This window comes from Paenibacillus sp. MBLB1832 (assembly GCF_032271945.1).
Classification (GTDB): domain Bacteria; phylum Bacillota; class Bacilli; order Paenibacillales; family NBRC-103111; genus Paenibacillus_E; species Paenibacillus_E roseopurpureus.
Genome location: NZ_CP130319.1, coordinates 5222809 through 5236378 on the forward strand (window position 1 = coordinate 5222809; position 13570 = coordinate 5236378).

The 13570-nt window shown below is 44.3% G+C and carries 11 protein-coding genes; 1 reads left to right on the forward strand and 10 read right to left on the reverse strand.

The window, feature by feature from the left end:
• Nucleotides 1–7: 7 nt before the first annotated feature.
• On the reverse strand, nt 8–1066 hold the full coding sequence (locus MJB10_RS23580; protein WP_314799229.1) for an amidohydrolase family protein: 1059 nt from the start codon (nt 1064–1066) through the stop codon (nt 8–10).
• Between the two features lie 136 nt (nt 1067–1202).
• On the opposite strand from MJB10_RS23580, the gene MJB10_RS23585 reads away from it, so the two are divergent.
• On the forward strand, nt 1203–1988 hold the full coding sequence (locus MJB10_RS23585) for an AraC family transcriptional regulator (protein ID WP_314799231.1): 786 nt from the start codon (nt 1203–1205) through the stop codon (nt 1986–1988).
• 89 nt (nt 1989–2077) lie between these two features.
• On the opposite strand, the gene MJB10_RS23590 is transcribed toward MJB10_RS23585, so the two are convergent.
• From MJB10_RS23590 to MJB10_RS23630, 9 genes are all read right to left on the reverse strand, one after another.
• Nucleotides 2078–3031 carry a glycosyltransferase family 2 protein gene (locus MJB10_RS23590; protein ID WP_314799234.1) on the reverse strand — a complete coding sequence of 318 codons (954 nt, stop codon included), beginning with the start codon at nt 3029–3031 and terminating at the stop codon, nt 2078–2080.
• Nucleotides 3032–3079: 48 nt separating this feature from the next.
• Nucleotides 3080–4444, reverse strand: a complete 1365-nt coding sequence (locus MJB10_RS23595; protein ID WP_314799236.1) for a sensor histidine kinase — start codon at nt 4442–4444, stop codon at nt 3080–3082.
• Nucleotides 4441–5115 (reverse strand): response regulator transcription factor, encoded by a 675-nt coding sequence (locus MJB10_RS23600; protein WP_314799238.1) that lies wholly within the window; start codon nt 5113–5115, stop codon nt 4441–4443. The genes MJB10_RS23595 and MJB10_RS23600 overlap by 4 nt, the downstream gene beginning before the upstream one ends.
• A gap of 9 nt (nt 5116–5124) precedes the next feature.
• Nucleotides 5125–6033 (reverse strand): UTP--glucose-1-phosphate uridylyltransferase GalU, encoded by a 909-nt coding sequence (gene galU, locus MJB10_RS23605; protein WP_314799240.1) that lies wholly within the window; start codon nt 6031–6033, stop codon nt 5125–5127.
• A 2-nt stretch (nt 6034–6035) separates the two neighbouring features.
• On the reverse strand, nt 6036–6431 hold the full coding sequence (locus MJB10_RS23610) for a GtrA family protein (protein WP_314799243.1): 396 nt from the start codon (nt 6429–6431) through the stop codon (nt 6036–6038).
• Entirely contained in the window at nt 6421–8628 is a 2208-nt protein-coding gene (locus tag MJB10_RS23615) for a glycosyltransferase family 39 protein (RefSeq protein ID WP_314799246.1), read from the reverse strand. Before MJB10_RS23615 ends, MJB10_RS23610 begins: the two co-directional genes overlap by 11 nt.
• Before the next feature lie 245 nt (nt 8629–8873).
• Nucleotides 8874–11645, reverse strand: a complete 2772-nt coding sequence (locus tag MJB10_RS23620; RefSeq protein WP_314799249.1) for a polysaccharide lyase 8 family protein — start codon at nt 11643–11645, stop codon at nt 8874–8876.
• 75 nt (nt 11646–11720) lie between these two features.
• The gene (locus MJB10_RS23625) at nt 11721–12344 is read right to left on the reverse strand and encodes a carbohydrate ABC transporter permease (RefSeq protein ID WP_314799251.1); all 624 of its coding nucleotides are present in this window, start codon (nt 12342–12344) and stop codon (nt 11721–11723) included.
• Nucleotides 12345–12561: 217 nt separating this feature from the next.
• Nucleotides 12562–13509: a carbohydrate ABC transporter permease gene (locus MJB10_RS23630; protein ID WP_314799253.1), complete on the reverse strand. Its 948-nt coding sequence runs from the start codon at nt 13507–13509 to the stop codon at nt 12562–12564.
• Between the last annotated feature and the right edge of the window lie 61 nt (nt 13510–13570).

The window sequence follows — 13570 nt, forward strand, 5'->3', positions numbered from 1 at the left end:
CTATCGTTTATAGCTGAAACAGACTCTTTGCATTTTGGTAAAATATTTTGTGCTTCGCCTCTTGTGGCAATCTTTTTAGGATGGCTGTTGGATCATCAAAGTCCCAATGTGGATAATCACTCGAGAAGAGAAGCATATTTTCTGCATCGATCATGTCGAAGATCTGCTGCAAATGCTTGAAATCCTCAGGCTCTTCAATCGGCTGTGTGGTTAAGAAGCAATGCTCGCGAATGTATTGGCTGGGCATTTTCTTTAACCATGGCGCTGTCCATCGCAGTCCTTTAAAGTTTTTGTCCAGACGCCACATTAGATGCGGCAGCCACGTTACCCCGCCCTCGCAGAAAATAAATTTGAGGTTAGGAAACTTTTCGAATACACCCTCACAAACAATACTGATAAGCTGAGCCATGTAAACGGATGACAGCGACGTATGCCACTGCAAATAAGTACTGAGATAGCCCGCTCCTGTTGGCGGACCTGATATCCCTGAACCTTCTGATCCTGGATGAATCATCATGGTCAAACCATTTCGCTCAGCAGCTTCATAAATAGGATGATAATGTTTTTGCCCATAGGGAATACGTGATGCTCCGCAAATAACAACGGCTTTAATATCCGGATGTGAACCAATTCGGTCAATTTCTCTAGCTGCTTGTGCAGGATCCTGTGAAGCAATAACCATTGCACCTAGGAAGACTGGACTTTTGCTCAACCATTCTTCAATCAAGTAATCATTATAAGCAGAAGCAAGCGCTGCGGCGTAGTCAGCGTCGGGCAAGTTGGATAAGTGAATGAACGTATCCCCCGTTAGAAGCACATGCTCCATGTTCAGCGGCTTGACTAAATGTTCTAACATATACGCAGAATCAGACCCGGGCGGTCCTCCATTCGGCGGTGACGCGTCCTTACGCAGGACTCCTATCGGTGAACTATACATAAAAGGTAGACGAAACCCAAATTCAGTCACAATCTTTTTCCATGGTTCTTTCAAATAGGGCACTAAATCCATATGACTAGCGAAGCCATTATGAACGTCACAATCAATAATTTTCATTTTACTATTCATCGATCTCATCCCCTTTTACTTGTCGCTATTTCTATTATAAGAATAGCTCTTCTCCTAGTTGAAAGCGATTAACAATTCTATTTGTTTTTGTATGATTCTACGATATAATTATTAAAAACGGAAAGGGAGAATATGTATGCTCTCTTTACATTCCATCTATTATGATGACTTACCTGATCGTGCATGGACGAAGCCACTCTCACCGACCGAGTATGACATCCTGATGTTAATCACGCAAGGTGAAGTCACCTATGAACTTAATAATCACAAACTAGTGTTAAAAAAAGGAGATATCGTTTATATTCCTGCAGGTGTAATGAGGACGGCTTATCCCCGTGAAGGATGTTCACATCAGAAATATTCGGCGCACTTCACTCCTACCGAATTAGGTCTGACGCATTTCCGGCCACTGAACCAAGTTTCAATTGCGCAAACACGGCAATTCGAGTACGTCAAGCAGCGTTTTCAATTACTTGCCCAGCAATGGATGGGGAAACTGCCCTATTATTTGCCAATGTGCTACAGTATGTTACAAGAATTACTTGCTGGCGCTTGTAGAGAATTTGATGAATTTAAATACCCTTACAAGAAGCTTGCTCTCGTTACTACCATACGACAATACATTATGGATCACTACACAGAACAAATAAGAATTGAGGAACTGGCTTCCTTAGTTGACCGCACCCCCAATTATGTGATAAGCACCTTTCGTGAAATTATGGGAACACCGCCAATTGATTATCTTCACCAAATTCGTATATCTGCGGCGCGTGAAATGCTGCTCCATTCGCATAAAAGCATAAGTCAAATTGCCGAAGATCTCGGTTATTGTGATCAATCCTATTTTAATCGTATGTACCGTAAATTCGTTGGTTCACCGCCCTCTGCCATCCTAAAAGAACGGAAGAGTACCCCGCTGTAACGTAAAACCTACTTGCTCCGCCAGAGCCTACAAAAAATAAAACACCATTCGCTCTGATGGGATACGAATGGTGCAAAAAGGCTTATTCCTTAAACACTAGAATTGTGCTCATAACCTATTCTCTTACTTACGATGTAAAGCGGACGGTCTTTCGATTCATCATAGATTCGTCCAATATATTCACCAATGATTCCAAGGATAATTAAGAGAATTCCGTTCATGAATAGGACTGTGCAGAGGAGTGAAGCCCAGCCCGCTACTGTGCTATCCGTAAATAGTTTCATACAAATTGTTACGATGAAACCAATGAAACTGATGGCTGACACGGCGAATCCAGCATAGCTGGCTAGCTTAAGCGGTTTCTCAGAGAAGGATGTCATAGCATCCACAGATAGCTTTAACATTTTGCGTAAGGGGTATTTCGTCTCACCGGCTGCCCGCTCGTCCCGATCGTACTCTACAGCTATCTGTTTGAAGCCGACCCAGCTTACAAGCCCACGGACGAATCTATTTTTTTCCTTGATCGAACTCATTGTTTGGCATACAACTCGGTCGATAAGCCGAAAATCCCCCGTATCCACGGGGATGTCTACGTTTGTCATGGCCCTTAAGATACGATAAAAAGCTAAAGCCGTTACCCGTTTAAACCAGCTTTCCCCTTTACGCTTCCTGCGCTTGGCATAGACCACCTCATACCCTTGCTTCCACTTCTCAATCATGACAGGAATCAGCTCTGGAGGATCCTGCAAATCGGCGTCGATGACGACGACAGCTTCCCCTAAGGAGGCATCCATGCCCGCGGTAATTGCGATTTGGTGCCCGAAGTTGCGGGAGAAATCCAAGATTCGCACATTAGCATCTAATGAAGCCACTTCTTGAAGCAATTGTAATGTTTTGTCCTGACTTCCGTCATTAACGAAAATCAGCTCATAGCACTCTCCTAACATCTCCATTACATCGGTGAGACGACGATAGCTCTTTTGAATAACCTCTTCCTCATTATATACAGGCACGACGACGGAATATACGATTCTAGCTTCCATATAGGATCTCCCCTTTCAATAAAACTACATGACCACCCTTCGATGAACTCATAATGAACCGTAAGGCAGCTTAATCCGAAAAGTGGTTCCCTTACCCAGCTTGGACTCCACCTCGATAATGCCTTGATGAATATCGATAATCTTTTTCACGATAGCTAGTCCCAGTCCGTTGCCTTCCACCTTCCATTGTCTTGACGGGTCTGCCTTATAGAATCGTTCGAATATCCGCTTCATATCCCCTTCTGAGATTCCAACACCCGAATCACTAATCTCCACAACGATTGCATTCTCTACTTTTGAGAGCACCATGTTGATCTGACCGCCTTCAGGTGTGAATTTAATGGCGTTATATAACAGGTTGTTCCAGACTTGCGTGAGTTGGTCTTTATCAGCTTTAATTGAAGCTTCTACCACATCGAGCCCAATATCAATATGTTTCCCTACCCACAGAGGTTCAGCGGCCAGGACGATTTCTTGAAGCTGCCGATCCAGTCGGTAAGTAACGGAATGAAAAGGATGGTTCTCCGATTCCAGTGATGTCAGTTTTAATAAATTCTCGCTGAGACGGGATAATCGTTGGCTTTCCATGTGAATGATATGGGCATAATGGAGCCTATCTTCCTCGCTAACGACCTCACTGCTAAGAACCTGAGCAAAGCCACTAATGGAAGTCAAGGGAGACTGCATCTCATGAGAGACGTTGGATACGAAATCCTGCCTCATCCGCTCCAATTGTCCTAGCTCCCTAGCCATATGCTGAATGCTTTGCGCCAGCTCTCCAAGCTCGTCTTTGCTTTTAATTTTCAAATCAACTTCAAAATTTCCTTTGGCAATTCCTCGAGTTGCAACCGTCATTCTCTGGATAGGCTTGACTAGATATCGAGCAGCTACAAGTATGAGCAAGCTGCCAAAGGTAAGTACGCTAAGTAAAATAACGGCCGTGGTGCTTTGAAAACTTTTAAGCTGGGGCAGCAAATCTGGTTGAATGAACATAGCGTAAGCTTCCCCGTTCAGCTGAATCGGCACTCCCAAGGATATCTCTCCGATACCAGGTGCATGAGATGGATGAAAGACCTTTACCGTTTCTCCATGTAAGACGCGAGTAACAAAAGGCTCAAAATCGGTATAATCAGCATGATCCGCGAGAAGTACGGCTCCCCCATCTTTTTCAAATAAAAATAACTTATAGTCCCGAAGTATGGCCAGTTTATCAAGGAATTGGATCGTTCCAACCGGACCTGCATCTGTCACGATTTGTTGAATTTGCTGACTTTTTCTAAATAAATCCTCAGACACATTTTTACGGGCTCCTTCACTAAACCATTTGGAAGCTAGTAAAGTGGATACGAGTAGACTAATTACTACGACTAGTGTAAAGGTCATGACAATTCTTACATATAAGGTTTTGATCATTTAATTTCTTCCAAGCGATAGCCAAGTCCCCGAATCGCCACAATTCGGAAGCCCACCTCATGCTCGGGGTACCTTTCGCGAATTCTTTTAATATGCACGTCTACCGTTCTGTCATCGCCTTCATATTGCATTCCCCATATCGCCTCGATGAGCGCTCCCCTGGTAAAAGATTTGCCAGCATAGCTTCCCAACCGAAACAAGAGTTCGAACTCTTTCATAGGCAGCGTGACTCGTTCTTCCCTCCAAGTAACCTCGTAAGTGCTTCTGTCCAAGATGAGTTCTCCAATCTGTACAGTTTGAGAGGTGGTAATTCGGTAACGCTTCAGCAATGCCTTCACTCGCAACATGAGTTCTACCGCTACAAACGGTTTAACAATATAATCGTCGGCACCTTGTCCAAAGCCCTTAACTTTATGAGCTGTTTCCCCTTTCGCTGTCAAGAGAATGATGGGCATGTCATAACTCTCCCGAAGCTCTTCACACAATTGGAAGCCATCCATTCTTGGCATCATGACATCTACGATGGCTAGGTCGATTTTGGTGTTTTCCATTTGTTCTAGGGCATGAACGCCATCTACAGCTTCTATCGTGTCGAAGCCTTCTTTGCTCAGGAACACGCGAACAAGTTCGCGGATGTTCGGATCATCGTCCGCAATTAATATTCTGGTCATGGAATCCTCCTACCCATTACTTGCCCAGGTAACGTTCTCCTTCGCCCCTACGAGATGAACTAGATACGGCCATAGTTCGGCCCTTAGCTCGGGACGGTCAAGCGCAAGCTCAATTGTGGCTTGGATATATCCAAATTTATTCCCTACATCATAACGCCTGCCTAATAGTGGCATAGCTATCATAGAATTCGATTTACAAAGTTTGCTGAGGGCATCCGTCAATTGAATCTCGCCTCCTTTGCCTGGATTGATCCCCTCAAGCACTTTAAATACAGTTGGCTTGAGTATATATCGCCCCATTATAGCTAGGTTAGAAGGAGCTTCGTCTGAAGAAGGCTTTTCAACCAAATCACTGATGAGGAATGGTTCCTTTGGAAGGCTAGATTGTCTGATATGAGGACACACGATGCCGTATTTCCCCGTGTCGGCAGGAGCGACTGGCTGTACGCCAATCACTTCTTTATTGGTTTGTTCGAAAACATCGATCATGTGTCGGAGCGCCGGTTTCGGGGAAACCATAATATCGTCACCGAGAAGAACTGCGAAAGGCTCATCTCCAATGAATTGTTGTGCGCACAGAACGGCATGACCAAGGCCAAGCGGCTCTTTCTGCCTTATATAATGGATGTTAGCCAGTTGAGAGATATCTTGGATGATTCTAAGCATGTCTTCCTTGCCACTCTCGTAAAGAGAGTCCTCCAGCTCTACAGATTTATCAAAGTGATCCTCAATCGCCCGCTTATTGCGTCCTGTAATGACAATTATACTCTCAATTCCGGCTTGAACCGCTTCTTCTACAATATATTGAATCGCAGGCTTGTCGACAATGGGAAGCATCTCTTTGGGCTGGGCTTTCGTGGCGGGAAGAAACCTTGTGCCTAGTCCTGCTGCAGGGATAACCGCTTTTCTTATTCTCATCTTTATTCACTCCTTGTCTGGAAAACCCATTTGCGTGTTCCCAGATAATTTACAATTAAGCTCCCCGCGGTTGCTACTGCCTTGCATATGATTAAAGGAAACACAGAGATTTGCTGCATCCCTTCAAGCAATATAATGGACACGAGCAGCGAGAGACCATTTACAGAGAGGAATGAAATGATTTCCTTACCTGTAGCACGTTTCGTTACGCGAAAAGTCCATTTCCGATTGCATAAAAAGCTGTTGAAGGTGCCAGCAGCATAGGAAATGATCTGAGCTGCAACCGAAGTGTGCCTTGCGTATGTCAGAAGGAAGAATACCAAGAAGTCAATGGCCGTGTTGGCGACTCCTACCACTGCGAATCTAGCGGCTTGAAACCACATCCCCTTATTTTCCATTGTAAACATATAACTTATTCATGCCGCTCATCGTCATGGGTAGTCCTATGCTTGATGACCAATTCACATCGGATTGCCATTCGGAAGCAGGTACTTCCTCGCAATTCTCAACTATCCAATTCGTGATATCTTGATTATCACCAAATCCCATCCTTGAGACTAAGAAGAAGCGAATATCTCCATTCTTCACATACTGTTCAATCCTCTCAACTGTTACTGCAGGGTCACTCCCTAAGTAGCCACCATACATCATAACTGCCCTATCCGTCTCCAATTGAATCGGCGTAGCTGACATATTGCTTGCGGTGGCAACTAAATAGGTTTCTCCGTTGTTATGCGCATTCAAATACTGAACCAACTTAGGATCCCCCTGCTGTGTTAAGATCTGATTCATTCCAGCAAAAGATTTAAGCTGTGGACCGGCTTCCGGAAGGATGCTATTGTCTCCATATAGGGCTGGGGTCATGGACCAGTAAAGTGGAGCAATTAATAACGATGTCAGTGAAACGATGGCTATCGTTCTCTTAAGTCCTTCACCAGCGTTTTTCACTACTACCATACTGATCGCAAGTGTTATTCCAGCACCGCCAACTGCATAGGCCCATCCCGATTGAATCATGCTTTGGTGAATCAGAATAGCTTGAATCGTAGATGTTAGGATAATAGCAACAGGGAAAATCCATTGCGTCCATGTTGTTTCGCGGTATTGTTTCCACATTGTCGTTAGCCCGATGCCTGTAAGGGCAGCGATCGCAGGGGCAAGCATGGATAAATAATACGAATGGAAAAAGCTTGCGATACTGAAAAAGCCCATCATAGGAAGCAACCAAGCGTACCAGAATATGGCTTCTCTATGTTCATCGTTAAGCTGTCTGCGCCGTCTAATATCTGCGAATAAACTAAAAGCTGCCAATAGAGCAAAGCCTAATAACCAGCTTATTTGACCTCCGAGCTCAGTTTGAAACAAACGGAATGGCCCTTTCTTACCCGTGGACATTCCCATACCACCACCTGTGGGCATCCCATCGTTAGCTGGCATTTGGATACCCATATCATTAGCTGGCTGCATAGGTACACTTGGGCCTGATCCACCTATAGCAGCTCCTGGCATCATCGGAAGCTGAATTCCTAGCTTCTCAAGTTCAGATTGGAGTTCTCTTTGTTTTTCTGGAGACAGTTGCATCATTTCAGCAGGATTATTGGCATTAATCCCCATCTTTTCCATGACATCTCGAAGCTGTTTCATTTGCACATCCGTCAATTGAGGGATTCCGCTGCCAGGCATAGGCATTCCACCGGGCGCTGGTTGTACATCGCTTGGCGGCGATTTGCTCTCCCCTTCCGTATGACTTGTGCCTTGACCGGACTTACCTTCAATCGGCATTCCACCGCCTATCATACCGCTTGGGCCACCTTCGCCGGTCAAGCGTGAAATTCCATTATATCCGAAGGCAAGCTCCAGAACGGAATTCGTCTTACTGCTGCCGATGTAAGGTCGCTTATCTGGTGGTATGGAATCGACAATGACTGCCCATAGTACAGATACGACCAACAGCACCGCTGTGGCTCCCCCCAACTGAGTCCATTTCTTCCTCCATGATACTTTTGAAGCCAATACATAGAAAAGATAGATAGCCGGAACAACCATATAGGCTTGCAGCATTTTTACATTAAACCCGATTCCAACAAAAACGGCCGTAAGAAGCAACCAACCCAGCTTTCCGTTACGTACGGACTTGAATAAGCTCCACGTAGCCAGAAGAAGCAAGAATACCAATATCGTATCTACATTATTCGTCCGAGCTACTGCCACGGAGATGGGTGTAATGGCCAGTACTACACTTGCGATTAATGCAGCGGTCCTACCGAAGGTTGGCTTCACAATCGCATATAATACCCCAACGGACGCTACACCTGCTAACACCTGCGGAAGGATAAGCGCCCACCCATGATAACCAAATATTTTCGCACTAATCGTTTGTATCCACAGAGCTGCTGGCGGTTTATCTACCGTAATAAAGCCCGCTGGATCATAAGAAGCAAAGAAAAAGTTATGAAAACTATGCAGCATGCTTTTCACGGTGGCCGCATAATACGTATTTCCTAAGCCTTCATGCCAGATATTATACACATTGAGAACTGCTGCCAACCCCATAATCAAGATCAGTATGCCGTCCCATCGTTTCATGTTGTCCATTCTTTAATGACACTCCTTCAGTTTTAAAATTATAGGTACGATACAAGCTCGTATTTAAGCTACTATCGCTACTATAAACGATATTAATGAACTCACAGTGAACTAATCGATGCAAGTAGACCCAGAGGTACAGATTTGCTCCAGATTGAGGTGATACCTCTTAGAAAACTACCATTCAACAAAAAAAGCGTGCAACAATAGGATTACTCCTCATGTTGCACGCTTTTCTCTATTCAATAAGTCTGTTACTGATATTCAAAATAATCTAAACCGATGTAAAGTCCTGTAGAACTTGCGTTCTTCTGCCCCGCTAATTGAACCTTAACGGTGTGCGAACCGTTGGAGAGCGTTGAATTCTCATAGACCTTAACTTGATATTGATCCGTTGCAGAGTACGTATCTACTGTTGCAACAAAGTTGTTGTCTATATAGACGTCAAACTTACCTCCTGCCGACAATTTCTTCGTAAATATGCGAATCGTAGAACCTGTAAAGGTCAGCACAGCGTTTGAATTTGTGGTATTGGAAACAGATTTCGTACTGTTGTAATAATTAGCATCACTGCTATGTGTCCATGTACCTGTATATGCGACAGACGAACTGCTGTTATCCACCTTCACCGAACTTGCCCCCGTTAGACCAAATTTCACCTTAAAGCTTTTCCCATTTGCCCCGTTGACATTGACAGTAAATTTGATCGTAGGGGTCGTTTGTATAACGGTAACTTGAGGATCATTGGAAATGACTGAATTGGCGCTCTTATTAATTTCAATCGTAACTGTGCCTGTATTTGCCTGTGTGGGATCTGAGACAGAGGCTTCAATATCAGTGCCGGACTCCTTCACCATCACAGACGCTTTCTTATTACTGGTTAAATAATTAGCACCGTCAACTTGCACAGTTTTGGTGATATCACTCCAGAAGTTGGCAGCAACGAGGTTAAGCGTATTTTCTTTTACGGCATGAGCATCTGTGTCCTGAGCTAAAATCGTAACCTCCGGATTAGCTGCATAGGCGCTAGTCTGGGTACTGGATTGATTAGGCAGCAGTACATACGCATAGCTGCCGTTCGTTGGATTAGAGCCATGATCGATCCACAACGTCATGAACTTATTACTTACACTTGTTGTAGAACCGGCGGCATTCAAATCACTCCAACTACCGGTCCGATTAGATCGCAGGGCTTTAACGGTCGTTGAGCTTGGGAAAAAGTAGCCGACACTGCCCCCTGTTACATTGCCATCTAAGTGCATCCAATTCGTACCCGAATAGGTTTGCGTACCTAAGGTCAATGAGGTTGATTCCGCTGTCTCGTCATTCACTTTGAACGTATTACTACCACTTGTATTTAGCTTGCGGTTCTCAATAATCGTTTCTATTACTTTGGCATCCGTACTCGTGATTCCACTCCCCACCGCAACGACCTCATCATCAAATAGGAACCATGATTTCTTGGCTTGCAGTGCGGTACCATATTCATGATACTCCATTCCTGTAGCCCCATAAGTTCCTTGAAAATCAACACCACCCACCCAATTTTTATCACTTACTTGACCGCTGCTCGGCTTGGTGTTCTGCAGAACAGTTGTCCCAGGAAGACGATAGTTGTCAACGGTAGGCCAAAAATCGCCACCGAATTGTGATAAATCGCTCGTATACAAATAGGTCATTCCGTCAGACGTATGCCAGCCTTCCTTATTTTCACTGTTGATAGCTTCGTAATTATAAATACGGTTAGAATACATGCTGATCCCAAGACCAAACCCTGGCCTAAGATGCACGGTTCGATCCATGGAGGGGAATTGAAAATAGCCTTGTAATTCAGAACTAGGTGTAATGGATGAATCTCCCATGATCGATTTGACTATCGTAATCATATTGATTGTAATTGCCGGATCCGTGTAGAAATCATTATTCGTATCACTCTGTATCCAGTATTTAATCATCTTCTTAAATGCTAAAGAATCCCCTGTTGGAGCCACTTGCGTAAGCCTGGTGATTGCAGCGATAGCTTTATGTCCTGAGGCATGGTCAGAGTCATTAGAGCGAGAAATCTGTCGACCCCTAACCATATCCATCATTGCCCCTTTGTAAATGAAGGGCCTAAAGCTGTCATACACCCAATTATAAACGTTCTGCACATCTGTATCGGTGACGTCCCAAGTCGATCCTTTCAGCAAATGAAGCAGTCTGGCTATATCCTGAAGCAGCGAAGTACCATAACCACCAGAGTACGGAAATTTGGAATGCTGAATGAATGATCCATCTGTATAAAAACCATCCCCACTCGTGACGTAATTAAATACACTGCTTAATCCATCCCTGGAACCTCCAATCTTCACACTGTCCTTAACAATGACGCCGCGAACAGCAACCACAAGCGCTTTCCAAACACGGTTAGCCCCTGTCTGACTTGGACTTGGCGTGAAGCGGTTGACTGCATTCATATAATTGGTTCGTTGTGCAGATGTTAGATCATTATATAACAGGACAACAGCATCATTCAGTTGAAGCGGGGTTCCTATCTCCCAATCCCACCAGTTGTCATAAGGGGTCTGATTGGTGAGACCTTCGTTGTAGTAATTTGCGTATAACCAATCAAGCCCACTTATAATATCTGCCTTAAGTGCTGAATTATTGAGTAAACTTGATCCCGTCGTCTTCAAAGCTACTGCCATATCACGAAGCCGCTGATAGCTAATTCGGATATGATCGGATTGCGTTGAAAGACTAGCCACATCGCTCCAAAGATACGTACGAGACCCACTCTTGTCTAAAGTGTCCCAGTAACCAGTAGAAGAAGAATTTGTGACAGCGCTTTCAATTTGAGTAATTTTAGCAGCAATTTGTGGATCCGAGGTATTCACGGCTGTGCCGCCGGTAATCGTCGTTAGCCATTTATCTCGAAGTCCATCATACTCATCTGCCGCAAAAGCGGGAGAGGCAGGTGACCAAGCTAGCGTTAGTATGGCTAGCATTAAGAACAGAGCTATTCCTTGTCTCATCTTCTTATTCATGATATCATCTTCCTCCATTCGTTAGTTAAATTTAGGCCTGAGACAAACCCGACTTGCCTCAGGCCTTTTATCCTTTTACTTCAATCCTGTTAGCGCCACTCCTTCGATGAATTTCTTCTGTGCAAAAAAGAAGACCATGAGCAATGGTAACGTTGATACAACGGCAGCAGCCATGACAAGATGCCAAGCTGTACCGGCTTCGTTCGTGAACAACGATAAGGCTAGAGGAATCGTATATAGCTTACTCGTGTTCAAATAAACAAGCGGCTCAAAGAATTCATTCCAACTGTGCAGGAATGTAAAAATGGTTAATGTAGCTAAAGTAGGTGTAGCAAGCGGCAACATAATCGTTCGAAACGTACGAAGTGGCGTGCAGCCGTCAATCTTGGCCGCTTCGTCGAGTTCATTTGGAATCGTGATGAAAAATTGGCGGCATAGAAAGACACCAAACATACCGCCTGCGCCAAGCATCGGTGGGAAGATTAACGGGAAATGCGTATCCACCAGATTCAACTTCGATAACCACGTAAACAGTGGGATTGACGTCACTTCCGTTGGAATCATCATAGAGCTCAAGAGCATGAGAAAGATAACGTTCTTAAATGGGAAGTTGAGCTTAGCAAAAGCATACCCTGCAAGTGATGCGAATAGGCAAGTACCCGCTGTAACAAGCACACCGATATATAAACTATTAAACATGTAAAGATGAAAGGGGCTCTTGGTAAACAGCTCTTTATAATTTCCCCAAACAATCGGATGCGGCAACCATTGGGGAGGGAACAAAAAGATCTTGGAAAAATCTTTTAGCGATGTTGTAACCATCCACAGGTAAGGCAGAAGAATAACCATTGAGATGAGTAGTAGTATCCCGTACTTGAAAGTCAATGAAAGGGTTTGTCTAACACGTACGCTGCTATTAATCTTCATAATGCACCCACTTCTTCCGACCAAACCATTGTAGAATGGTCAGCGCCAGAATGATGAAAAATAAGACGAAGGCTATAGACGAGGCATAACCAAATTGAAAAATTTTGTAGGCTTGCTGGTAAATATAATAGACAAACACATACGTACTCGTACCAGGTCCTCCATCCGTCATGACAAAAATCTGGCCAAATACCTTCAACGAGCCGATCATTGTAATGATGGTAACAAGGAATATAGATGGAGAAATCAATGGCAGGGTCACATTTCGGAACGTTTGCCACGGCGAAGATCCATCTATTCTAGCCGCTTCATAGTACATTTTGGGCACATCTTGCAGTGCAGCGATAAAAATAACCATGTTCATTCCAAGTCCTTTGAGCAGTGTAACTACCACAATGACAGGAATGGCCAATTTCATGTCATATAGCCACGCGTGTCCCTCTATGCCAAACATTCTTAAGACAATATTCAATACGCCATTATCGGTCGCCAAGATATATTTCCAGACAACAGCCCAGACCACAATGGAGGTAACAACTGGCGTGAAAATGGCTGTACGAAAGAAACTTATACCTGGAATCGCTTTCTGCATGAGCAGTGCCAATCCCAGCGTCATCATAATGTTTAGCGGAACTAAGCAAATGGTAAAATAAAGCGTGTTCCAGGCCGTGTCCCAGAAAACGGGGTCATGAAACATCAGTTTTCGGTAATTTGCCAGTCCGATGAAAGTCGATTCCTTCACGAGTGACCAATCGGTTAGGCTCATATAAAAGCTCGTGATGATCGGCCCAAGTAGGAAGGCTATATAGCCAATTACCATCGGCAGAATAAATAAGTAGGCGTACCACATCTCTGAGCGTTGAGCAGCACTTCTTTTTCTCCTATTTGCTACTGCTCGATCTGCTGCTTCAATCGGCATGCTTAAATGTTGAGTCAAGTTGGTTCTCTCCCCTCTATCCGCTCTTGACCATGACCATGATCATGGTCATGGTCAAGAC

What these genes read in the sequence shown, in the direction of transcription:
- MJB10_RS23590 (WP_314799234.1), bottom strand. Translation starts at nt 3,031, where the DNA reads ATGGAAGCTAGAATCGTATATTCCGTCGTCGTGCCTGTATATAATGAG.
- MJB10_RS23615 (WP_314799246.1), bottom strand. Translation starts at nt 8,628, where the DNA reads ATGGACAACATGAAACGATGGGACGGCATACTGATCTTGATTATGGGG.
- MJB10_RS23580 (WP_314799229.1), bottom strand. Translation starts at nt 1,066, where the DNA reads ATGAATAGTAAAATGAAAATTATTGATTGTGACGTTCATAATGGCTTC.
- galU (WP_314799240.1), bottom strand. Translation starts at nt 6,033, where the DNA reads ATGAGAATAAGAAAAGCGGTTATCCCTGCAGCAGGACTAGGCACAAGG.
- MJB10_RS23595 (WP_314799236.1), bottom strand. Translation starts at nt 4,444, where the DNA reads ATGATCAAAACCTTATATGTAAGAATTGTCATGACCTTTACACTAGTC.
- MJB10_RS23620 (WP_314799249.1), bottom strand. Translation starts at nt 11,645, where the DNA reads ATGAATAAGAAGATGAGACAAGGAATAGCTCTGTTCTTAATGCTAGCC.
- MJB10_RS23625 (WP_314799251.1), bottom strand. Translation starts at nt 12,344, where the DNA reads ATGTTTAATAGTTTATATATCGGTGTGCTTGTTACAGCGGGTACTTGC.
- MJB10_RS23610 (WP_314799243.1), bottom strand. Translation starts at nt 6,431, where the DNA reads ATGGAAAATAAGGGGATGTGGTTTCAAGCCGCTAGATTCGCAGTGGTA.
- MJB10_RS23585 (WP_314799231.1), top strand. Translation starts at nt 1,203, where the DNA reads ATGCTCTCTTTACATTCCATCTATTATGATGACTTACCTGATCGTGCA.
- MJB10_RS23600 (WP_314799238.1), bottom strand. Translation starts at nt 5,115, where the DNA reads ATGACCAGAATATTAATTGCGGACGATGATCCGAACATCCGCGAACTT.